Source organism: Pseudomonas sp. TWR3-1-1, from assembly GCF_049896545.1.
GTDB lineage: Bacteria > Pseudomonadota > Gammaproteobacteria > Pseudomonadales > Pseudomonadaceae > Aquipseudomonas > Aquipseudomonas weihenstephanensis.
In genome coordinates this window covers 227324-247550 of record NZ_JAFCUO010000001.1, presented here as the reverse complement: position 1 = coordinate 247550, position 20227 = coordinate 227324, and the positions used below count along the sequence as shown (strand labels likewise).

Below are 20227 nucleotides of genomic sequence, written 5' to 3'. Positions count from 1 at the left end.
TGTCAGCGCCCCCAACACTGCTGCGCTGTGAGGTTCGGGGCGGCCTGGGTTATCGAGGTTAAACCGGTATGCGTCAGCGTGAAATCTCCACACGGATCGGTTGCCATCGCAAAACCTTGCTTACGTATAGCGCTCAACACAAACCCGTGATCAGCAAGACTCGACGCAATGTTGTAGTGCTCATTGCCCTCACTGAGTTCTTGCATGCCGCTATATAACCCGTTTTTCGTATAAAAACGCTCTAGACTTTGGGCTTGCTCTGACAGGAGTACGACAATTTGAGCGCGATACGCGCGCTTCACATAATCGTTGTAGAGCGGGTAAACGAAGGCTCCAAGGATACCGATGATCGTCACCGCGATCATCAATTCGATCAGGGTGAAACCTGCGTCAGGTCTAAACATTGCGCATTTCCTATTGAATCTGTCGCCACATGCTCCGGCGAAAGCTCTGACGTGCAGGCATTCCAACGCCTTCGTCCGAGGTTTGATAACGGGCGTAAATAGTTTCTAGCACTGTGCGCGACTGACCTCGCAATCCAATCCCGCTTACGCGGTACAGATGGGTAGAGCCTCCCGCTGATGAGGCCAGCGCTTCGCTGCTACGCCCCAGGAATTGGATGCCGTACAAACCATCTGCCACGCGCACCCAATTCACCCCCGATTGCGGATCAATACCGGGCGAGAGGCGTGCTTTCACCTCAGAAGGCGGAGCGCAGTGCGCTATCGAAACGCATTCGGCCATATCAGCCCACTGCATGTGAAGCCACGATTCCCCGATGCGCAATGCACTTTCAGCGACCTGAAAAGATTGATGAGCGAGCCGCACACTGCCTGCCATTTTTTCCTGCTGCCCGGCATTTTCGAGTGCGCCAAGCCCCATCAGGCTAAGCAGCATCAAAAAAATCAGACTGACCAATAACGCCATGCCTTTTTGTGTACGTGAGCCCAGCGCCATACCCCTGCCCTATCCCAGTCGATTACGTAAGGCGACCACCACATGGTAAGCCTGGTCTTTGACCCGCAACGTGGGGTCTCTCATTGTCAGCGCGATACGCACACTGCGAATACGTGAAGGGTCCACAGGGCTGGACTCATAGTGCACAACGGGCTGCGTCTCTCTGGAACTGGACATACCAAAACTCACATCGAACGCCGCTACATTGTCCAAAAGTACTGACTTGGTAAGCCCGCTTTTCAATTGGCCCTGTTCAAACAGGTAAACAACCTGACGTATAGGGAAGCCAATTTCCCCTGGGGCTAAGGCCAATTGCGCACCCGAAAATGCCTGAGCTCGGTTTTTACAATCTGTAACGACGGTCCAGTCAGGCTTGCCGGAAACAAGCCCCACATCTGCGCTGATCATATGCAGCGCACCTGCACTCACAGTTCCCCTCCAGAAGATCGGCGTTTTAAACGCTGAAGGCGCATCGATCATCCGTTCGCTCGGCAGGCAACCGAACATGCCGGCCATACGGACTTCCTGAGCAATTTTGCTCAATACATACCGGGCGTCTTCCTGTAATTGGGCGGATGCACCTTGCGCTAAATAGCTCCCGCGGGCGCTCAAAAAGATCTGAGTCATGCCCAACACCAGCAGCAAGCCCAACGCCATCGCAACCGTCAACTCGATCAAGCCGAAGCCTGCGTCAGACTTGCTCATGGCTTGGCACTGAATGCTGAAGCAGCAACTGGCTGCGCAGGGTGAATGACTGAAAAGCCCCATCCAGCCCTTCTGCACGCGAATCGTCCCATTCCAGGTGAATGGTCACTTGCTGCTCGCTGACCGAAATAGCGCCCCGCGCACTGTCACCCGCAAATTGACGGATGTTGCGCTTGAACTCATTCAGATCCTGTCCCGCGACGTTGGTCGCACTGATGCCGTGATGGGTGGCCGTCAACGCCGAGGTACGATAATCACCCGCCGAATTGGCCCGTATGCGGTCCAACATGTCATACGCGATAAAACTGGCCTGAGTGCTCATCAGCGCGCTGTCGACGTATTTCAACGCTTTGATTTGAGCGCCTGCCGCCCCTAAAAGACCAACACTTAATATCAGCGTGGCAATCAAGACTTCGCTCAAGGTCATGCCCGCTTGTGGGTGTTGGTTACAACGCCGCATCACATTCATCCTTGAGGATTCACCGAGGCGACACGTCCTGTGTCGTCATGCCAAAAGCCTAGCCTTGAGTTCACTGCACACAGACGGGACACGACTGAAGCTGATGAAGGGTTTTTCGCTGCAATACGTAAGCCGCAGCCACGCTAAAAGCCCTAAACATGGCGCAATGATTGGCACCGCCAAAAAGATCGGCGGCAGCCGGGCACCCAGCTATACCTAGGACTGATCAGGGCATTGAGTTTCAGGGAGATTAAACGTGTACCAACGAGGCATGAGCCTGATTCAGTTGCTGCTTACGTTGTCGATATTGGCCATTACGGCCCAATTTGCCAGTCCGGCCTACAACACACTCATTGAGCAGCAACGACGCCAAACCCTTGCGCAAGAACTGACCAGCAGCCTGCGCAAAGCCCGCAGTGAAGCGTTAATACGCCATCAATCTGTAGTGATCCATGCACTGGAAGAGAATTGGAGCAAGGGCTGGAGGGTGATTCTGGACGTCAGCGGTCAAGGGCATACCGATGCAAACAATCCAGTGCTCACCGAAAGACACACCGGGCTGCACGTTCTGATAGCCGGGAATTCACCCGTCAAACACTACGTGCGGTTTAACCCGCTCGGCGAGCCTGTGCTGAATGCCGGGGCATTTCAAGCGGGGACACTGCATGTGTGTCACACAAAAGAGGCGCTGAGCCACTATCAGATAGTGCTCGCGAAAAGCGGGAGAATCAGCCTGCGCAACCAGATGGCGGCGCAAGCATTGTGCGAAATGGCTTAAGTGATGGAGCGAACCCGCAGCTCTTTGGGCATGGAGAACGTAATGTTCTCTTCGCGCCCAGCCAACTCATCGGCGCCGGTCGCACCCCACGCGTGCAATTGTTGAATTACCCCGCGTACCAACACTTCGGGCGCCGAGGCGCCTGCGGTGATGCCAATGCGCTGGACGCCATCGAACCAGCTTTGTTGCAGGTCTTCGGCGCCGTCGATCAGATACGCCGGCGTGGCCATGCGCTCAGCCAATTCACGCAGGCGGTTGGAGTTGGAGCTGTTCGGGCTGCCCACCACCAACACCACGTCGCACTCATCTGCCAACTGCTTTACAGCGTCCTGACGGTTTTGCGTGGCGTAGCAAATGTCATCCTTACGCGGGCCGCCGATGGCCGGGAAGCGTGTACGCAAGGCATCGATCACACGACTGGTATCGTCCATCGACAAAGTGGTCTGGGTCACGAACGCCAGTTTTTCCGGGTTGTGCACTTGCAGGTCGGCCACGTCTTTTTCGTCTTCAACCAGATAGATCGCACCGCCATTGCTGGCGTCGTACTGCCCCATCGTGCCTTCAACTTCAGGGTGACCGGCATGCCCGATCAGGATGCATTCGCGGCCGTCGCGGCTGTAGCGCGCCACCTCGATATGTACCTTGGTGACCAACGGGCAGGTCGCGTCGAACACTTTAAGGCCACGCCCTGCGGCTTCGGTGCGAACAGCCTGGGAAACGCCGTGTGCACTGAAAATCACAATCACGTCGTCTGGCACCTGGTCCAGCTCTTCGACGAAGATCGCGCCACGGGAGCGCAGGTCTTCGACCACAAATTTGTTGTGCACCACTTCGTGGCGTACGTAGATAGGCGGACCGAAAACTTCCAGAGCGCGATTGACGATTTCAATCGCTCGGTCCACCCCGGCGCAAAAACCACGGGGGTTGGCGAGTTTGATGTGCATGCTAGGCCTCGTGGGACGCGCAGAAAAATAATGCCAAACAGGCCCGGCCGCAGCCGGGCACTGGATTTACAGCGCTTTGACGTCTTTGATATCCACTTCGAAAGTCAGGGTTTTACCTGCCAGCGGGTGGTTGAAATCAATGGTGACCTGCTCGTCGTCAAAGGCTTTGACCACGCCGGGCAACTCGGTGTTAGCCGCATCGTTGAAAATCACCAGCAAACCTTCGGACAGTTCCATGTCCTTGAACTGCGATCGCGGGATGATTTGCACGTTTTGCGGGTTGGGCTGGCCGAACGCGTTCTCTGGAAGGATCTCCAGGGTGCGTACGTCACCGGCCTTGAAGCCGAAAATAGCCGCCTCAAAACCTGGCAACAGGTTGCCATCACCGACCTTGAAGGTTGCAGGGGATTTGTCGAACGTACTGTCGACGGTGTCGCCATTCTCCAGGCGTAAAGCGAAATGCAGGGTGACTTCCGTGTTCTGGCCAATACGAGGCTCAGTCATGAACGGGTTCTCCGGACTTTTTACTTTTGAACATATCCAGTGCCAGCATCACGGCGCCTACACAAATCGCACTGTCAGCGAAGTTGAATGCAGGGAAGTACCAGCGATTTTGCCAGTGCACCAGAATGAAATCGATCACATGGCCGTAAGCAATGCGGTCATACAAGTTACCCAACGCGCCGCCCAGAATCAGGGCCAGCGCAATGGCTAGCCACGTGTCATCACGACCCAGACGCTTGAGCCAGACCACCAGCACGGCACTGACCACGACGGCGATCAGGGCAAACAGCCAACGCTGCCAGCCTGCGCTGTCAGCCAGAAAGCTGAAAGCGGCGCCAGTGTTGTAGGCCAAAGTCCAACTGAAGTAGTCAGGGATGATGACGATCTGTTGGTACATCTGTAAGGCGCCGTCGAAATAGACCTTGCTGGCCTGGTCAATGACCAGAACCAGCAGGGTCAACCACAGCCAGCCCAGGCGCCCGAAGCGCCCGGCAGTGCTGGTGTTAGGCATAGTGACGTACCTCGCCCGCGCCGCTGATGTTGTCTACGCAACGACCGCAGATTTCCGGGTGCTGTGGATCAATACCCACGTCTTCGCGGCAATGCCAGCAACGCGCGCACTTGGCGTGAGCGGACTTGACCACTTTGAGCTTGAGGCCCGCCACTTCAGTGATCACTGCATCTGCCGGAGCCGATGCAAACGGCGCGACACTGGCCGTGGAGGTGATCAGTACGAAGCGCAGTTCGTTGCTCAGCTTGGTCAGGTCGGCGGCCAGTTCATCTTCGGCGAACAAGGTGACTTCAGCCTGCAAGTTGCCGCCAATGGCTTTGGCCGCACGCAGGTTCTCCATCTCTTTGTTGACCGCCACTTTGACTGCCATGATCCGTTCCCAGTAGGCACGGCCCAGCTCGGTGCCTTCTGGCATTTCGCTCAGGCCCTGGTACCAGGTATTGAGCATTACGGATTCGTTGCGCTCGCCCGGCAGGTATTGCCACAACTCGTCGGCGGTGAAGGCCAGGATCGGAGCGATCCAGCGCACCAGTGCTTCAGAGATGTGGAACAGTGCGGTCTGGCACGAACGACGGGCCTTGCTGTTGGCGCCCGTGGTGTATTGACGGTCCTTGATGATGTCGAGGTAGAAACCGCCCAGCTCTTGCACGCAGAAGTTGTGCACTTTGGAGTACACGTTCCAGAAGCGGTATTCACCGTAGTGAAGTTCCAGCTCGCGTTGCAGCAACAGTGCGCGGTCAACCGCCCAACGATCCAGTGCCAGCATTTCTTCAGCAGGCAAGATGTCAGTGGCCGGGTTGAAACCGGTCAGGTTCGACAGCAGGAAGCGTGCGGTGTTACGGATACGGCGGTAGGCATCCGCGCTACGTTGCAGGATCTGGTCGGACACGGCGATCTCGCCCGAGTAGTCGGTCGATGCCACCCACAGACGCATGATGTCAGCGCCCAGGGTATCGTTGACTTTCTGCGGTGCAATCACGTTGCCCAACGACTTGGACATCTTGCGACCGGCTTCGTCCACGGTGAAGCCGTGGGTCAGCAGCTCGCGGTACGGCGCGTGGTTGTCGATGGCGCAACCGGTCAGCAAGGAGGAGTGGAACCAGCCACGGTGCTGGTCGGAACCTTCAAGGTAGAGATCGGCACGCGGACCGGTTTCGTGGCCCATTGGGTGCGAACCGCGCAGGACGTGCCAGTGCGTGGTGCCCGAATCGAACCACACGTCCAGCGTGTCGCAGATTTTGTCGTACAGCGGCGCTTCGTCGCCCAGCAGCTCGGCAGCGTCCATCTTGAACCAGGCTTCAATGCCTTCCAGCTCAACGCGCTTGGCCACTTCTTCCATCATTTCGACGGTACGCGGGTGCAGCTCGCCGCTTTCCTTGTTCAGGAAGAACGGGATCGGCACGCCCCAGTTGCGCTGACGCGAGATGCACCAGTCGGGACGGTTGGCGATCATCGAATGCAGGCGCGCCTGGCCCCAGGCCGGAACGAACTGGGTGTCTTCAATGGCCTGCAACGCACGGGTACGCAGGGTGTCGCCGGCAACCGGTTCTTTGTCCATGCCGATGAACCATTGCGCGGTGGCGCGGTAGATCAGCGGGGTCTTGTGACGCCAGCAGTGCATGTAGCTGTGGCTGATGGTTTCGGTAAACATCAGCGAGCCGACTTCAGTCAGCTTGTCGATGATGTTCTGGTTAGCCTTCCAGATGAACTGGCCACCGAAGAACTCCAGCGACGGTACATACACGCCGTTGCTCTGAACCGGGTTGATGATGTCGTCATTGACCATGCCATAAGCTTTGCAGGTCACGAAGTCGTCTACACCGTAAGCCGGTGCGGAGTGAACCACGCCGGTGCCCGCACCCAGCTCAACGTACTCGGCCAGGTAAACAGGCGACAGACGGTCGTAGAACGGGTGACGGAAATTAATCAGCTCCAGCGCAGAGCCGGTGGTGGTGGCGATCACCGAACCTTGCAGGTTGTAGCGCGCCAGGCTCGACTCAACCAGCTCTTCAGCCAGAACCAGGTACTTGTCACCCACATCGACCAGCGCGTAGGTGAATTCGGGGTGAACGTTGAGCGCCTGGTTGGCCGGGATGGTCCACGGGGTGGTGGTCCAGATCACAATCGACGTCGGCTTGCTCAGGGCTGCCAAACCAAAGGCTTCAGCCAGTTTGGCCTCGTCGGCAACCTGGAAGGCTACGTCGATGGCAGCGGATTTTTTGTCCTGATATTCGACTTCGGCTTCAGCCAGCGCCGAGCCACAGTCAAAACACCAGTTCACAGGCTTGAGGCCCTTGAACACGAAGCCCGCCTTGACGATTTCGGCCAGGGCGCGGATTTCACCGGCTTCGTTCTTGAAGTCCATGGTTTTGTACGGGTTAGCGAAGTCGCCCAGTACACCCAAACGGATAAACTCGGTTTTTTGCCCTTCGATCTGCTCAGTGGCGTAGGCACGGCACAGCTCGCGGGTTTTATCCGCGGGCAGGTTTTTACCGTGAGTCACTTCAACTTTGTGCTCAATCGGCAAACCGTGGCAATCCCAGCCCGGCACGTACGGCGCATCAAAACCCGAGAGGGTTTTGGAACGGATGATCATGTCCTTGAGGATTTTGTTCAGCGCATGACCGATGTGAATCGTGCCGTTGGCGTAGGGAGGACCGTCGTGAAGTACGAACTTCGGACGATCCTTGCCAATCTCGCGCAACTTCCCGTACAGGCCAATGCTGTCCCAGCGCTGCAAAATTTGCGGTTCGCGCTGTGGCAGGCCGGCCTTCATTGGGAAGGCTGTGTCCGGAAGGTTTAGCGTGGCTTTGTAGTCGGTCATTTCAGGCTCTTTTTAAGCGGTTGACCCAGCCAATAGGCTCGGGCGGCGGCGACGTCCGCATTGATCGCCGTCTTGAGCGCCTCCAGAGAGGCAAAACGCTGCTCATCACGCAGCTTGTGGTGGAATGCCACGGTCAGACGCTGGCCATACAAATCGCCAGCGAAATCCAATAGATGTACTTCGAGATGGGCACTGCCATCCCCTGCAACTGATGGCCGTACGCCAATATTGGCGACACCGGACCACGTTTTTCCGTCGATCTCAACACTGACCAGATACACCCCGGTGAGCGGCACACGGCGACGCTTTAACTGAATATTGGCCGTTGGCGTGCCCAATTGGCGCGCCAGTTTTTGCCCATGCAACACGCGTCCGGCAATCTGAAAAGGACGCCCCAACAGACGCTCAGCAAGGGTAAAGTCGGCATTGGCCAACGCATCACGCACCTTGGTGCTGCTGACTCGCAGGCTATCCAGCTCAACGGTTTGCGCCGCTTCTACAGTAAAGCCCTGCAGGGCGCCTGCCTGTTGCAGGAAGTCAAAATCGCCCACCCGGTCGCAGCCAAAACGGAAGTCGTCACCGACCTCCAGGTGCTGCACACCCAAGCCGTCCACCAGAATCGTGTCCACAAACTCAGCGGCGCTGAGCTTGCTTAAACGCTGGTTGAACGCCAGGCACAGTACGCGATCAACGCCTTCGTCAGCCAGCAACTGCAACTTGTCACGCAAGCGTGCCAAGCGGGCCGGAGCGGTTTCAGGGGCAAAAAATTCGCGCGGCTGCGGTTCAAAAATCACCACGCAGCTGGGCACACCCAACTCCAGTGCACGTTCGCGCAGCCGACCCAGGATTGCCTGGTGACCACGGTGTACACCGTCAAAGTTGCCAATAGTGGCGACACAGCCCCGATGTTGGGGCCGCAGATTGTGAAGGCCTCGAACCAGCTGCATAACGCGCTTCTTGCTCATAAAGTGGCCGATTATAACCACACCCAGCCCGCTACAACAGGCAACAGCGCACGGCAAATTCAGTCAATGCGACAAAATAGACGCCTGAGCGACCATTACCCTACATAAGAGACTTGCGGGCGAAATCCTTCAAACGCAAGCCAAGCAACAACAACATGCCGAAATAAGCCAGCACGCCCGCGACCACTAAGCCGCCCAAACGCAGGAAGCGCTCCAGCATATGACCGTGGTCCCACGCTGGCATCACGTGCATAAGCCCAATCAAAACGCCCGACATCACGGCCACGGCCAGTAACAGCTTGCACAGGTATTTGGTCCAGCCAGGCTGGACCACAAATAGCTGTTGTTTGCGTAACTGCCAAAACAACAGGCCCGCATTGATGCACGCCCCCACACTGATTGCCAGCGCCAGGCCTGCGTGCTGCAACGGCACGATGAACACCAGGTTCAGCAATTGGGTGAGGATCAAGGTAAACACGGCAATTTTCACCGGCGTACGAATATTTTGTTGAGCGTAAAAGCCGGGAGCCAGCACTTTGATCAAGATAATGCCCAGCAAACCGACCGAATACGCCATCAGGGCGCGCTGGGTCATCGCCGCATCCAGCGCACTGAACTCGCCGTACTGGAACAGCGAAACCGTCAGCGGCTCAGCCAGAATCGCCAATGCCAGCGAACACGGCAAAACCAGCACAAAACACAGACGCAAGCCCCAATCGAGAATTCGCGAATACTCCTGGCGGTCTTTATTGGCATAGGTTTTGGACAGGGTTGGCAACAGGATCGTACCCAGCGCGACGCCCAAAACACCGGAAGGCAATTCCATCAGGCGATCGGCGTAGTACATCCAGGACACCGAGCCTGCGACCAGAAACGAGGCGAAAATCGTGTTGATGATCAATGAAATCTGGCTGACCGATACCCCCAGAATGGCGGGCAACATCTGTTTCATGACCCGCCAGACACCGGTATCGCGCAGGTTCAGGCGAGGCAACACCAACATGCCGATTTTTTTCAGGTGCGGTAACTGGAACAGCAACTGAGCCAAACCACCGGCCAGCACTGCCCAGCCCAAGGCCATCACGGGCGGGTCAAAATAAGGCGTCAGGAACAGCGCGAAAATAATCATGCTGACGTTGAGCAGGGTCGGCACAAAGGCCGGGACCGAAAAACGGTTCCACGTGTTGAGGATCGCACCCGCCAGCGAAGACAGCGAAATCAGCAATATATAAGGGAAGGTGACACGCAGCATGTCACTGGTGAGCTGGAATTTCTCTGGGGTGGTGGCAAAGCCCGGCGCCGTGGCCCAGATCACCCAAGGCGCAGCAATCATGCCTAACGCAGTGACAATTGCCAGTACCAGGGTCAGCAAACCGGCCACATAAGCCACGAAGGTGCGTGTCGCTTCCTCACCCTGCTGGCTTTTGTACTCCGCCAATATCGGTACAAAAGCTTGCGAAAATGCACCCTCGGCGAAGATCCGACGCAGCAGATTAGGCAGTTTAAAGGCGATAAAGAACGCATCCGTGGCCATTCCGGCGCCAAAGGTGCGTGCAATGATCGTGTCCCGAACAAAGCCCAAAACCCTTGAAATCATGGTGATTGAGCTGACGGCAGCCAACGATTTGAGCAAATTCATTGAAAGAGTTTTTGCCTATTAAAGAAAGAGCAGGCGAACAAAGCGTCCACTTATGCGATACTGCGCGCCGCAACAGCACAGAGCCAAGCTCGCGAGTTTACAGGTCAAGCGCCGGAAATAAATCTCCCGTCTCCCTCGATCCACCACTCAGCGGATCGTATCAATCGCCCTTGACAAGCCTTCACGTCATCGGCATGATTCGCGGCCTATTTTGTTTGTTATTTCCTAAAAGTCTTTCGAGGAGCTCGACGGTGGCCAACACACCTTCCGCCAAAAAACGTGCAAAACAGGCTGAGAAGCGTCGCAGCCACAACGCCAGCCTGCGTTCCATGGTTCGCACCTACATCAAGAATGTAGTTAAAGCCATCGACGCAAAAGACGCCGCTAAAGCGCAAGCTGCTTATGTTCTGGCTGTTCCTGTTATCGACCGTATGGCCGATAAAGGCATCATCCACAAGAACAAAGCTGCTCGCCATAAGAGCCGCCTGAATGGCCACGTCAAGGCGTTGAACCTTGCGACTGCTGCTTAAGCGATAAGCTTTTTAAAAAACCGACCTCAGGGTCGGTTTTTTATTGCCCGTAAAAAAGCAGGCGCTGACTCACATTATCGACAGGCATAAAAAAGCTGCGATCAGAGTGCCCCCTGTCGCAGCTTTTTACTAACCGCCGCTAGCCGTGAGGCCACGGCAGGATCGGGATTGCTGTGACCGCGTTCTGCGGACTGCCTTCGATCAGACGATCGCTGTACACCAGGTACACCAGCGTATTGCGCTTTTTATCGAGGAAACGCACCACCTGCATGGTCTTGAATACCAACGAGGTGCGTTCCTTGAACACTTCATCGCCGTCTTTCAACTCACCCTTAAAGCTGATCGGACCGGTCTGACGGCATGCAATCGACGCCTCTGCGCGATCTTCCGCCAAACCCAAACCCCCTTTCATACCGCCCGTTTTAGCGCGAGACAAGTAGCAGGTAACGCCTTCAACCTTAGGATCATCGAACGCTTCGACCACGATGCGATCATTTGGACCCACCAGCTTGAATACGGTCGACACCGTGCCAATCTCCTGCGCCGACGCCAGCAACGGCATTGCCAGCACCAACCCCAACAACCCCTTGATCAAACGCATACGCACCCCACACTCAGACCAAAATCAGGTTATCGCGATGAACCAGCTCTGGCTCCGCCATATAACCCAACACGCTGACAATCGCATCTGACGACTGCCCGATAATTTTTTGCGCTTCCGCCGCACTGTAGTTAGCGAGGCCGCGTGCAACTTCTCGCCCGTCCGGCGCCACGCACACCACCATTTCACCGCGGCGAAAACCGCCCTGCACTGCTTTCACGCCCACAGGCAGCAGACTTTTATGGCCCTGCGACAAGGCCGCTACCGCGCCCTCATCCAGCACTAGCGTGCCGCGCGTCTGGAGATGCCCCGCCAGCCACTGCTTACGCGCTGCGAGCAGACCGCGCTCAGGTGACAGCAATGTGCCCAGGCGCTCACCCGCCTTCAAACGGTCCAACACGCGCTCCAGACGCCCACCCACGATAATCGTGTGCGCCCCGGAGCGCGCGGCCAGTCGCGCGGCACGCAACTTGGTTTGCATGCCACCACGCCCCAGCGCGCCACCCGTGCCCCCTGCGACCGCATCCAGCGCTGGATCATCAGCACGGGCTTCGTAAATCATTTTGGCATCAGGGTTGTTTCGCGGATCGGCGTCAAACATGCCGTCGCGATCCGTCAGAATCACCAGCAGATCAGCTTCGACCAGGTTGGCCACCAGCGCCGCCAAGGTGTCGTTATCACCAAAGCGGATCTCATCGGTCACCACGGTGTCGTTTTCGTTGATGACCGGGATAACACCCAGCTCAACTAACGCACGCAAAGTGCTGCGGGCATTTAGATAGCGCTTTCGATCAGACAAATCGTCATGCGTCAGCAGAATTTGTGCGGTGTGACGGGAATGTTCCGCAAAGCTCGACTCCCACGCTTGCACCAACCCCATTTGCCCGATTGCTGCAGCGGCCTGCAGCTCGTGCATGGCACTCGGGCGCACGGTCCAGCCCAGACGACTCATGCCAGCCGCAACCGCGCCCGAAGACACCAGCACCAACTCAACACCCGCCTCGTGCAGGGCGACCATTTGCTCAACCCAAACACCCATTGCTGCACGATCCAGGCCTTTGCCATCGGCTGTCAGCAATGCGCTGCCGATCTTCACAACCCAACGCTGGGCACCCGTCACCTTGCTCCGCATCATCATCCAACCTATGCCTGAGAGCAGCGCGACCGAGCGCCACTCATGGAAATTTTTTGATTACCGTTTCGTAGATGCTAAAACGCCGCTCAATTGAGCGGCGCTGTAGTTTACTGCAACAAATCAGTCGCGGACGTAAATGATTTCCGGACCGTCTTCGTCATCAACGTCTTCTTCGTCCCAGTCATCTTCACCGATATCATGGACGCTCTTCACGCCACTGCGACGCAGAGCACGCTTGTCATCAAGCGCTTGCAACTGCGCACGCGCTTCGTCTTCGATGCGCTGATCCAGCTCAGCCAGCTCTGCTTTATAAGCAGGGTCATTGGCCAGACGGTCAGCACGATCTTCGAGGTAGCGCATGATGTCGTGGCACAGCTTGTCGGTACCGATTTTGGCAATCGCCGAAATCACATACACAGGACCTGTCCACTCAAGACGATCCACCACTTCTTTAACGCGTGCATCGTGCTCATCCTGCGGCAACGAATCACACTTGTTCAGCACCAGCCAACGATCACGCTCAGCCAGCGACGGGCTGAACTTGGTCAGCTCGTTAACGATGACTTCAGCAGTATCCGCAGCGCTGTCAGTGCCCTCCACCGGCGCCATGTCGACGAGGTGCAGCAACAGACGAGTACGCGCCAAGTGCTTGAGGAAGCGAATCCCCAGGCCCGCACCATCCGAAGCCCCTTCGATCAAACCCGGGATGTCGGCAATGACAAAGCTCTTCCAGCGATCAACGCTGACGACGCCCAGGTTAGGCACCAGAGTAGTGAACGGATAATCCGCCACTTTTGGCTTGGCTGCGGACACCGAACGAATAAAGGTACTTTTACCCGCGTTCGGCAAGCCCAGCAGACCGACGTCGGCCAGCACTTTGAGCTCCAGTTTCAGGTCACGCAACTCACCCGGCTTACCCGGCGTGGTTTGGCGCGGCGCACGGTTGGTACTGGACTTGAATCGGGTGTTACCCAGACCGTGCCAGCCACCTTGCACCACCATCAACTTCTGACCCGCCTTGGTCAGGTCGCCAATGACTTCCTGCGTACCCGCATCGATCACCGTGGTGCCGACCGGCACGCGCAGGATCAGGTCCTCACCCTTGCGACCAGTGCAGTCCGCGCTGCCGCCGTTCGAACCGCGCTCAGCGTCAAAGTGACGGGTGTAACGGTAGTCAACCAGCGTGTTGAGGTTTTCGTCGGCGACCATGAAGATCGAGCCGCCATCACCACCATCACCGCCGTTAGGGCCGCCATTTTCGATGAACTTCTCGCGACGGAAACTCATGCAACCGTTACCACCGTCGCCCGCTTTTACCTTGATCGATACTTCATCAACAAACTTCATAACAAAACGCCTCTCGTCATCAGGACGAGCCGATAAACATAAGACATAAGACTCTTGCAAAAATGAGCGCAGCGACCTCAATCAACGGCCGTTAAATCCAGCGCTGGCAGCCCATACAAACAGTTTTGCAAGAGACTCATCCCACAAACGAAAAAGCCCCGTCGCAAGACAGGGCTCTTCCAGCTACCAAGCTATTACGCCGCGACGACTGCAGTCTTCGGAACGATGCTTACATAGCGACGACCGAAGGCGCCTTTAACCTGGAACTTGATCACGCCTTCCACTTTCGCGAACAGGGTGTGATCTTTGCCCATACCAACGCCGTAGCCAGCGTGGAATTGGGTGCCGCGCTGACGCACGATGATGTTGCCCGGAATGATAGCCTGGCCGCCATACATCTTCACGCCAAGGCGTTTGGCTTCTGAGTCGCGACCGTTACGGGTACTACCACCAGCTTTTTTGTGTGCCATGAGTCAATTCTCCTAGTGAGGAATTAGGCTGAAATTAAGCCTGAATACCGGTGATTTTGATCTCGGTGTACCACTGGCGGTGGCCCATACGCTTCATGTGGTGCTTACGACGACGGAACTTGATGATGCGGATTTTATCGTGACGACCTTGGGAGATCACTTCAGCAACAACAGTGGCGCCAGGAACAACTGGAGCGCCGATGTTCACGTCGTCGCCATTGGCAACCAACAGAACGCGATCAAAAGTTACGGATTCGCCGGTAGCGATTTCCAGTTTTTCGATCTTCAGGTATTCACCTGGAGCTACTTTGTACTGCTTGCCACCAGTAACGATTACTGCGTACGACATGGTATTTCTCCGATAATCCTGCTCACCCAGCGCTTTATAAGTAAAGGTATTGGCTGGCATGGCTGCATGGGGCTGGAACGGCCCAAGTGCAATTGCGTAAGGCAGGTGCTGCCCAGGAAGTTCAGGGTGCGCGATTGTACGCAAGGCAACAGCACGTTGCAAGAGGCCGCCCATCGCGCCTTGACAGGCCATCCCCCCCGACCTAGCATGCCGCGCAACCCTTCTGGAGCACCTGTCGCTGATGCAACCCCAAGCTTTCTACCGCACGGTTGCGGACGATTTTAGCGCCGTCGACGGCATCATCAAGAAGCAGCTGACCTCACGCGTACCGCTGGTCTCAAAAATCGGCGACTACATTACGTCGGCCGGCGGCAAACGCCTTCGTCCTTTATTAGTGTTGCTGTGTGGCAAGGCTCTGGGCCGTGAAGGCGACGACTTGCGTCTGCTGGCCGCCACCATTGAGTTCCTGCACACCGCCACCCTGTTGCACGACGACGTAGTCGACATGTCCGGCATGCGCCGCGGCCGCAAGACCGCCAATGCCACATGGGGCAACGCGCCGAGCGTATTGGTGGGCGACTTCCTGTACTCGCGCTCCTTCGAAATGATGGTGGAGCTGGGCTCGATGCCAGTGATGAAAATCCTGTCGCAAGCCACGCGCATCATTGCTGAAGGCGAAGTGCTGCAACTGTCCAAAGTGCGCGATGCCAGCACCACCGAAGAAACCTACATGGAAGTCATCCGCGGCAAAACCGCCATGCTCTTTGAGGCCTCGACCCACAGTGCTGCGGCGCTGGCCGGGGCAACGCCCGAGCAAAGCGAAGCCCTGCGCACGTTTGGCGATCACCTGGGCGTGGCGTTCCAACTGGTGGACGATTTGCTCGACTACCGTGGCGATGCCGAGACCCTGGGTAAAAACGTGGGTGACGACCTGGCCGAAGGCAAGCCGACCCTGCCGCTGATCTACACCATGCGCGAAGGCACGCCGGAGCAAGCTGCCCTGGTTCGCCAGGCGATCCAGAAAGGTGGCATTGAAGACCTGGAAAGCATCCGCGCGGCTGTCGAGGCTTCCGGCTCGCTGGAATACACCGCCCAACTGGCACGCGACTATGTGGCCAAGGCCATTGTTTGCCTTGAAGCCCTGCCGCCGAGCGAATACCGCGACGCGCTGGTGGAGTTGAGCGAATTTGCGGTCGCACGTACGCACTGAACCTCACACCTGGTAATCGCCGTAGCAGGCTGCAAACGGGGGGCATGTCCCCCCGTTCTACCAAAGCTCTCCCCGCAACCTTCGGCACAAGCGATAAGCGCGCACCACCCCGCACTTCCCCGCCCGCCAACAAAACCCTATACAATGCGTGCCTTTTAGCCATCCTGACTTTTAAGGAGCGCAAGTGAGCACTTTGCCACCCTGCCCAAAATGCAATTCCGAATACACCTACGAAGACGGCGCACAGCTGATCTGCCCGGAATGCGCCCATGAGTGGTCCGCCAATGGCGAGGCTGAAGACATCAGCGATGTAAAAGTCTACAAAGATGCGTCGGGCACTGTGCTGACCGACGGTGACACCATCACCGTTATCAAAGACCTGAAAATCAAAGGCACCTCGCTGGTGGTCAAAGTTGGCACCAAGGTCAAAAACATCCGCCTGTGCGACGGCGACCACGATATCGACTGCAAAATCGACGGCATCGGCCCCATGAAGCTCAAGTCCGAGTTCGTGCGTAAAGTCTGATTGTGCTGCATTCCTTCCTGCGCCCTGCGCAGGAAGGTGTCGCCCTCCCCGCTCCAATCCCGCCGCTACTGATGCGCAATATCAAAAAGCCAGTCACTTTGACCGACAGCAATTTCTGCGCAGAAAAAACACAATTGCGCCAATAGGCACTTGCTATTAATTGAATAAGAATTATTCTCATTGATATTCATCAAGGAGACGACACCCATGACTTATTTAATTGATGCCTGGCTGGACCGTCCACACCCCTATCTGCGAATCCTGCATCGGGAAACCGGGGAAGTCTGTGCGGTACTGGAAGAAGAAGCGCTGAACGAACTGCACGATCAGGGAGATCTGGATTTCTCGGGGCTTAACTCCAGCGAGCCGGTGGTGCTCAAGGAGTTAGTGCGCAATCTGTTTCTATTTTGCTACGCCCGGGCATTGCGCCCTGTCGGCTCGACTGACACCCATGAGCATCACGCCAAAATAGAAATATGATGCGTCTTGCGCAGTGGCGGGCTTACCCGCAAACCCGCCACTGGCGTTAAAACACCGGGTTCTTACAGAACGTCCAGCAACTCAACGTCGAATACCAACACGCTGTGTGGGGCGATGCTGCCAACGCCTTGTGCGCCGTAAGCCAATTCGCTCGGCACGTAGATGCGCCATTTGCTGCCGGCATTCATCAATTGCAGTGCCTCAGTCCAGCCGGCAATCACGCCGCCCACTGGAAACTCAGCAGGTTCACCGCGCTCGTAGGAACTGTCGAACACAGTGCCGTCGATCAGGGTGCCGTGATAGTGAACGCGAACAGTGTCTTCGCGGGATGGCTTAGCGCCTTCACCGGCCGTCACTACTTCAAATTGCAGACCCGATGCCAGGGTGGTGATGCCGTCTTTCTGGGCGTTTTCAGCCAGGAAAGCCTTGCCTTCGCCAGCGGCCGCTTCAGCCTTGGCAGCCGCTTCAGCTTGCATGATCTCGCGGATCACTTTAAAGCTGGCCGACATTTCTTCCTGACCTACGCGGCTTTCTTTACCGGCGAACGCATCAGTCAGGCCCGCCAGGATTGCATCCAGGCTCACGCCCGGTGGCGGGTTGTCACGCAGTTGGTCGCCCAACTGACGGCCAATGCCATAGCTAACGCGGGTTTCGTCGGTCGACAGATTTACTTCGGACATAACACTGCTCCGCTGTGGGACGTTCCTGGCCAGCCAGTCGCAACCGCTGACCCCAAACGCCCTGAACCAAAAAAGGGCGAGCAGACTACCACAGCCCCCAAAGCCTTCGCAGCCCGGGTTATGCGCCGCGAGCTGCATGGGGCATCAATGCTTGGTGAGTTTGTCCAGATAACCCATCGCAAACGCCGAGATCACGAACGTCATATGAATGATCACGTACCACATCAGGTACTGAGGCTCGATGTTGCGCGCGTCCATAAACACCCGCAGCAGGTGGATCGAAGAGATCGCAACAATCGAGGCGGCCACTTTCATTTTCAGCGACGTGGAGTCCATCGTACCCAGCCAGCTGAGCTTCTCTTTGTGCTCGTCGATGTCCAGTTGCGAAACGAAGTTCTCGTAGCCCGAGATCATCACCATCACCAGCAAGCCGCCGACCAGCGCCATGTCGATCAGCGACAGAATGACCAGGATCAAGTCCGACTCAGATAGCGCAAACACGTTAGGGATTACGTGAAACACTTCCTGAAAGAATTTCAAGGCCAGCGCCAGCAGCCCCAGGGACAAACCAAAATAGATCGGCGCTAGAATCCAGCGCGAAGCGTACATTGCATTTTCGATAAAGCGTTCCATTGAATCTCACAGGATGTAGAAAAATGGGCGCGAGTATATCAGTGAGAAAACAGCTGGCATGAAGCCCCAGACACAGTCTGTAAAAACTTTTTCTGCTAGTGTCCTCCTACTCGGCATCGTTTACGGACAGGAAAACTGAAGAATGGATCTGCGACTCCCCTTGGCTGGTCTCGGACTCTCATTGGCGCTGCTCGCCACAGGAGGCTGTTCACCGGATGAGAAACACCCACTCGCCAGCCTGGAAGAAAGGACCGCGCAGTTCGAACAGAACCTGGACACCATCAAAGACCAGCCACTCAAGGATGCCGTTGCCGACCTCGGTGGCTCTTTGTTGTTGCTTGAACGTGCGCGTATCAAGTTGCAAGACAAGCCGATTGAGACCCAATACACCACCGACGATCTGGCGCTGCTCAAGCACTACCCCACCACCCAGGCACTGACTGACACCTACATCAATGGCTTGTTTGTGCTGCGCAAACCCGCCAGCTCTGACTACCTGACCGATCTGGAGCCGGTGTTCCCGTTCCCGCTCAATAGCGCCTCGCAGTTCCCGTTCCCGCATGTGCTGGAATGGCAGTCCGTCACCCTGAGCAACAAACAGGTGGTGCCCTTTCAGGCCGAATGGTCCGAGACCGACCCCGGCATCCAGTTGAGCCCCTCCAGCGCCAACCTGAGCAACCCGGACGACCTGACCGTCACCTACCCCTACATCGACGGGATCGAAACCGAGAACATCCAGCAACCCCAGCCACTGATGCTGCACGGCAAGGTCGAAGTCATTGCACCGGGCAGAGTGGTCAACTTCAAGCTGAGCGCCGATGACGTTGGCCAGACCCGCACCGAGGGCAGCATCAGCGTGACCCTGTTGGCGCTGGGCAAAAACTTTGCAGAGGTCGATATTCGTAACAGCGCAGCGCTGGCCGAGCCTGTGCGCGACATCGAGCTAAACCCGCTGATCATCCAGGCGCACGACCTGTCCGGGCAATTTCTCTCACGCGCAGGCTCGATCAACGAAAACGCCGAGCAACTGGCGTTTTATCAGCAGCAACTGGCCGAAATGCTCAAGCAAACCGCGTGGAGCGAGGCCTTTGAGCAACAGCTGGACAACGAACAAGTCGACTTTGATAAAAAACACCCCAATCACTACAGCAAGGTCTACTTCAACGGCACGGTCGAACACGTCGACATCAGCGTGCTCGACTTCTCGACGGCGACGGTCACGCGTAAAGAACTCGATCTGCCCGTACACAGGCTCGACAAAAACGTGGTGAACAAAGACATACAGCCATTGCCGCTGGCCGTGGTGGTCTATGACGACCAGGCGCCTGCGTACCTGAAGAACGCCAACCTCGACCCTGAGCAGTTTAAAAAGAATGTCACCATCAGCCAGTCGATTGACGACGCCAGCGCCGCGACCCTGGAGTTCAGCCACCCGGCCACCTTCAATGACGAGTTGCTGGGCGTACTGCCAGACTCGTCCGACGCGCCGGTGACCTTCTTTGCCGAAGACGACAATGGCAATCGCAGTGAACCCCTGGAGTTGCCCGCCGAAGCCTTCGATGTTGACCCGCACACCGGCGTCATCACCTATGACCTCAACCTGTTCCCGGAAACACCCGCTTTCGCGATTGGCTCAATCCCGATGTACATCGCCAACGTCGACCAACAATCCCTGGACGTTGCCCATTTACCCAAGGGTCTGGAGCTTAAGGGCAATGCGTTGATCGTTGATCAAACGCTGTTCCCCTCTGACGCCTGGCGCTTTTACGCCAAAGACAAGACCGGTAATTATCTGAAAGAAGTGCTAGCCGTAAGCCACAGTCGCGAGGCGGATGGCCCGCCCACCTTTGACGTGCATTACTTTTATGGCCAGCCGACGTACCTTGAAAGCTATGCCCGCACCGACCTGACACCGGTGGAATATGGCTTTGAGGTCAAACTGGACAAAGTGCCCGAGGTCAACCCGCCGCATTGATTGC

Annotated in this window: 23 protein-coding genes; 6 read left to right on the top strand and 17 right to left on the bottom strand. The window is 56.7% G+C overall.

Annotated features, from left to right (window positions below; genetic code table 11):
- Positions 1-2: 2 nt before the first annotated feature.
- Genes ACP7A4_RS01220 through pilV form a run of 4 tightly spaced genes read right to left on the bottom strand, consistent with a single transcriptional unit; the run spans position 3 to position 2131 of the window.
- Positions 3-404, bottom strand: coding sequence for a type IV pilin protein (locus ACP7A4_RS01220; protein ID WP_203302248.1), 402 nt, complete (start codon positions 402-404; stop codon positions 3-5).
- A 10-nt stretch (positions 405-414) separates the two neighbouring features.
- Complete coding sequence (locus ACP7A4_RS01215) at positions 415-957, bottom strand: pilus assembly PilX family protein (RefSeq protein ID WP_059763997.1); 543 nt, start codon at positions 955-957, stop codon at positions 415-417.
- Positions 958-966: 9 nt separating this feature from the next.
- The gene (locus tag ACP7A4_RS01210) at positions 967-1635 is read right to left on the bottom strand and encodes a PilW family protein (protein WP_426245214.1); all 669 of its coding nucleotides are present in this window, start codon (positions 1633-1635) and stop codon (positions 967-969) included.
- A 13-nt stretch (positions 1636-1648) separates the two neighbouring features.
- On the bottom strand, positions 1649-2131 hold the full coding sequence (gene pilV / locus ACP7A4_RS01205; RefSeq protein WP_426245212.1) for a type IV pilus modification protein PilV: 483 nt from the start codon (positions 2129-2131) through the stop codon (positions 1649-1651).
- 247 nt (positions 2132-2378) lie between these two features.
- On the opposite strand from pilV, the gene ACP7A4_RS01200 reads away from it, so the two are divergent.
- Positions 2379-2900, top strand: a complete 522-nt coding sequence (locus tag ACP7A4_RS01200) for a GspH/FimT family pseudopilin (protein ID WP_256209886.1) — start codon at positions 2379-2381, stop codon at positions 2898-2900.
- On the opposite strand, the gene ispH is transcribed toward ACP7A4_RS01200, so the two are convergent.
- The 6 genes from ispH to murJ all read right to left on the bottom strand — a co-directional run bounded on the left by ispH (position 2897) and on the right by murJ (position 10287).
- The gene (gene ispH / locus ACP7A4_RS01195) at positions 2897-3844 is read right to left on the bottom strand and encodes a 4-hydroxy-3-methylbut-2-enyl diphosphate reductase (RefSeq protein WP_426245210.1); all 948 of its coding nucleotides are present in this window, start codon (positions 3842-3844) and stop codon (positions 2897-2899) included. The genes ACP7A4_RS01200 and ispH overlap by 4 nt on opposite strands.
- 66 nt (positions 3845-3910) lie before the next feature.
- The gene (locus ACP7A4_RS01190; RefSeq protein WP_048362461.1) at positions 3911-4348 is read right to left on the bottom strand and encodes an FKBP-type peptidyl-prolyl cis-trans isomerase; all 438 of its coding nucleotides are present in this window, start codon (positions 4346-4348) and stop codon (positions 3911-3913) included.
- Entirely contained in the window at positions 4341-4859 is a 519-nt protein-coding gene (lspA, locus tag ACP7A4_RS01185) for a signal peptidase II (protein WP_048362460.1), read from the bottom strand. Before lspA ends, ACP7A4_RS01190 begins: the two co-directional genes overlap by 8 nt.
- Positions 4852-7683, bottom strand: coding sequence for an isoleucine--tRNA ligase (gene ileS, locus ACP7A4_RS01180; protein ID WP_203302245.1), 2832 nt, complete (start codon positions 7681-7683; stop codon positions 4852-4854). The genes lspA and ileS overlap by 8 nt, the downstream gene beginning before the upstream one ends.
- Positions 7680-8630, bottom strand: coding sequence for a bifunctional riboflavin kinase/FAD synthetase (gene ribF / locus ACP7A4_RS01175; RefSeq protein WP_426245207.1), 951 nt, complete (start codon positions 8628-8630; stop codon positions 7680-7682). Before ribF ends, ileS begins: the two co-directional genes overlap by 4 nt.
- A gap of 118 nt (positions 8631-8748) precedes the next feature.
- Complete coding sequence (gene murJ / locus ACP7A4_RS01170) at positions 8749-10287, bottom strand: murein biosynthesis integral membrane protein MurJ (protein ID WP_059763982.1); 1539 nt, start codon at positions 10285-10287, stop codon at positions 8749-8751.
- Positions 10288-10538: 251 nt separating this feature from the next.
- Here murJ and rpsT point away from each other — a divergent pair, with 251 nt between their 5' ends.
- On the top strand, positions 10539-10817 hold the full coding sequence (rpsT, locus tag ACP7A4_RS01165) for a 30S ribosomal protein S20 (protein ID WP_003443902.1): 279 nt from the start codon (positions 10539-10541) through the stop codon (positions 10815-10817).
- Between the two features lie 139 nt (positions 10818-10956).
- Here the strand turns inward: rpsT and ACP7A4_RS01160 are convergent, their stop codons facing one another.
- From ACP7A4_RS01160 to rplU, 5 genes are all read right to left on the bottom strand, one after another.
- Positions 10957-11418, bottom strand: a complete 462-nt coding sequence (locus ACP7A4_RS01160; protein ID WP_203302243.1) for a CreA family protein — start codon at positions 11416-11418, stop codon at positions 10957-10959.
- A 13-nt stretch (positions 11419-11431) separates the two neighbouring features.
- A complete protein-coding gene (gene proB / locus ACP7A4_RS01155; RefSeq protein WP_059764041.1) occupies positions 11432-12550 on the bottom strand; it encodes a glutamate 5-kinase in 1119 nt (372 codons plus the stop codon).
- Between the two features lie 123 nt (positions 12551-12673).
- On the bottom strand, positions 12674-13900 hold the full coding sequence (gene cgtA, locus ACP7A4_RS01150; RefSeq protein WP_048362455.1) for an Obg family GTPase CgtA: 1227 nt from the start codon (positions 13898-13900) through the stop codon (positions 12674-12676).
- 194 nt (positions 13901-14094) lie between these two features.
- Complete coding sequence (gene rpmA / locus ACP7A4_RS01145; protein WP_003443913.1) at positions 14095-14370, bottom strand: 50S ribosomal protein L27; 276 nt, start codon at positions 14368-14370, stop codon at positions 14095-14097.
- A gap of 34 nt (positions 14371-14404) precedes the next feature.
- Positions 14405-14719, bottom strand: a complete 315-nt coding sequence (gene rplU / locus ACP7A4_RS01140) for a 50S ribosomal protein L21 (protein ID WP_003443915.1) — start codon at positions 14717-14719, stop codon at positions 14405-14407.
- Positions 14720-14960: 241 nt separating this feature from the next.
- On the opposite strand from rplU, the gene ACP7A4_RS01135 reads away from it, so the two are divergent.
- The 3 genes from ACP7A4_RS01135 to ACP7A4_RS01125 all read left to right on the top strand — a co-directional run bounded on the left by ACP7A4_RS01135 (position 14961) and on the right by ACP7A4_RS01125 (position 16935).
- The gene (locus tag ACP7A4_RS01135) at positions 14961-15929 is read left to right on the top strand and encodes a polyprenyl synthetase family protein (RefSeq protein WP_048362454.1); all 969 of its coding nucleotides are present in this window, start codon (positions 14961-14963) and stop codon (positions 15927-15929) included.
- Between the two features lie 184 nt (positions 15930-16113).
- A complete protein-coding gene (locus ACP7A4_RS01130; RefSeq protein ID WP_426245204.1) occupies positions 16114-16455 on the top strand; it encodes a zinc ribbon domain-containing protein YjdM in 342 nt (113 codons plus the stop codon).
- Between the two features lie 207 nt (positions 16456-16662).
- Positions 16663-16935 carry a hypothetical protein gene (locus ACP7A4_RS01125; RefSeq protein ID WP_048362452.1) on the top strand — a complete coding sequence of 91 codons (273 nt, stop codon included), beginning with the start codon at positions 16663-16665 and terminating at the stop codon, positions 16933-16935.
- Between the two features lie 62 nt (positions 16936-16997).
- On the opposite strand, the gene ACP7A4_RS01120 is transcribed toward ACP7A4_RS01125, so the two are convergent.
- Positions 16998-17615: an FKBP-type peptidyl-prolyl cis-trans isomerase gene (locus ACP7A4_RS01120; RefSeq protein WP_048362451.1), complete on the bottom strand. Its 618-nt coding sequence runs from the start codon at positions 17613-17615 to the stop codon at positions 16998-17000.
- Positions 17616-17759: 144 nt separating this feature from the next.
- The gene (locus tag ACP7A4_RS01115; protein ID WP_048362450.1) at positions 17760-18248 is read right to left on the bottom strand and encodes a TIGR00645 family protein; all 489 of its coding nucleotides are present in this window, start codon (positions 18246-18248) and stop codon (positions 17760-17762) included.
- A 142-nt stretch (positions 18249-18390) separates the two neighbouring features.
- Here ACP7A4_RS01115 and ACP7A4_RS01110 point away from each other — a divergent pair, with 142 nt between their 5' ends.
- Complete coding sequence (locus ACP7A4_RS01110) at positions 18391-20223, top strand: hypothetical protein (RefSeq protein ID WP_426245201.1); 1833 nt, start codon at positions 18391-18393, stop codon at positions 20221-20223.
- The last annotated feature ends 4 nt before the right edge of the window (positions 20224-20227 follow it).

Coding starts and splice junctions, on each gene's coding strand:
- murJ (WP_059763982.1), bottom strand. CDS start 10,287: ATGAATTTGCTCAAATCGTTGGCTGCCGTCAGCTCAATCACCATGATT.
- lspA (WP_048362460.1), bottom strand. CDS start 4,859: ATGCCTAACACCAGCACTGCCGGGCGCTTCGGGCGCCTGGGCTGGCTG.
- ribF (WP_426245207.1), bottom strand. CDS start 8,630: ATGCAGCTGGTTCGAGGCCTTCACAATCTGCGGCCCCAACATCGGGGC.
- rplU (WP_003443915.1), bottom strand. CDS start 14,719: ATGTCGTACGCAGTAATCGTTACTGGTGGCAAGCAGTACAAAGTAGCT.
- ACP7A4_RS01135 (WP_048362454.1), top strand. CDS start 14,961: ATGCAACCCCAAGCTTTCTACCGCACGGTTGCGGACGATTTTAGCGCC.
- ACP7A4_RS01115 (WP_048362450.1), bottom strand. CDS start 18,248: ATGGAACGCTTTATCGAAAATGCAATGTACGCTTCGCGCTGGATTCTA.
- proB (WP_059764041.1), bottom strand. CDS start 12,550: ATGCGGAGCAAGGTGACGGGTGCCCAGCGTTGGGTTGTGAAGATCGGC.
- cgtA (WP_048362455.1), bottom strand. CDS start 13,900: ATGAAGTTTGTTGATGAAGTATCGATCAAGGTAAAAGCGGGCGACGGT.
- ACP7A4_RS01110 (WP_426245201.1), top strand. CDS start 18,391: ATGGATCTGCGACTCCCCTTGGCTGGTCTCGGACTCTCATTGGCGCTG.
- ispH (WP_426245210.1), bottom strand. CDS start 3,844: ATGCACATCAAACTCGCCAACCCCCGTGGTTTTTGCGCCGGGGTGGAC.
- ileS (WP_203302245.1), bottom strand. CDS start 7,683: ATGACCGACTACAAAGCCACGCTAAACCTTCCGGACACAGCCTTCCCA.
- ACP7A4_RS01160 (WP_203302243.1), bottom strand. CDS start 11,418: ATGCGTTTGATCAAGGGGTTGTTGGGGTTGGTGCTGGCAATGCCGTTG.
- ACP7A4_RS01220 (WP_203302248.1), bottom strand. CDS start 404: ATGTTTAGACCTGACGCAGGTTTCACCCTGATCGAATTGATGATCGCG.
- ACP7A4_RS01215 (WP_059763997.1), bottom strand. CDS start 957: ATGGCGCTGGGCTCACGTACACAAAAAGGCATGGCGTTATTGGTCAGT.
- ACP7A4_RS01120 (WP_048362451.1), bottom strand. CDS start 17,615: ATGTCCGAAGTAAATCTGTCGACCGACGAAACCCGCGTTAGCTATGGC.
- rpmA (WP_003443913.1), bottom strand. CDS start 14,370: ATGGCACACAAAAAAGCTGGTGGTAGTACCCGTAACGGTCGCGACTCA.
- pilV (WP_426245212.1), bottom strand. CDS start 2,131: ATGAATGTGATGCGGCGTTGTAACCAACACCCACAAGCGGGCATGACC.
- ACP7A4_RS01190 (WP_048362461.1), bottom strand. CDS start 4,348: ATGACTGAGCCTCGTATTGGCCAGAACACGGAAGTCACCCTGCATTTC.
- ACP7A4_RS01125 (WP_048362452.1), top strand. CDS start 16,663: ATGACTTATTTAATTGATGCCTGGCTGGACCGTCCACACCCCTATCTG.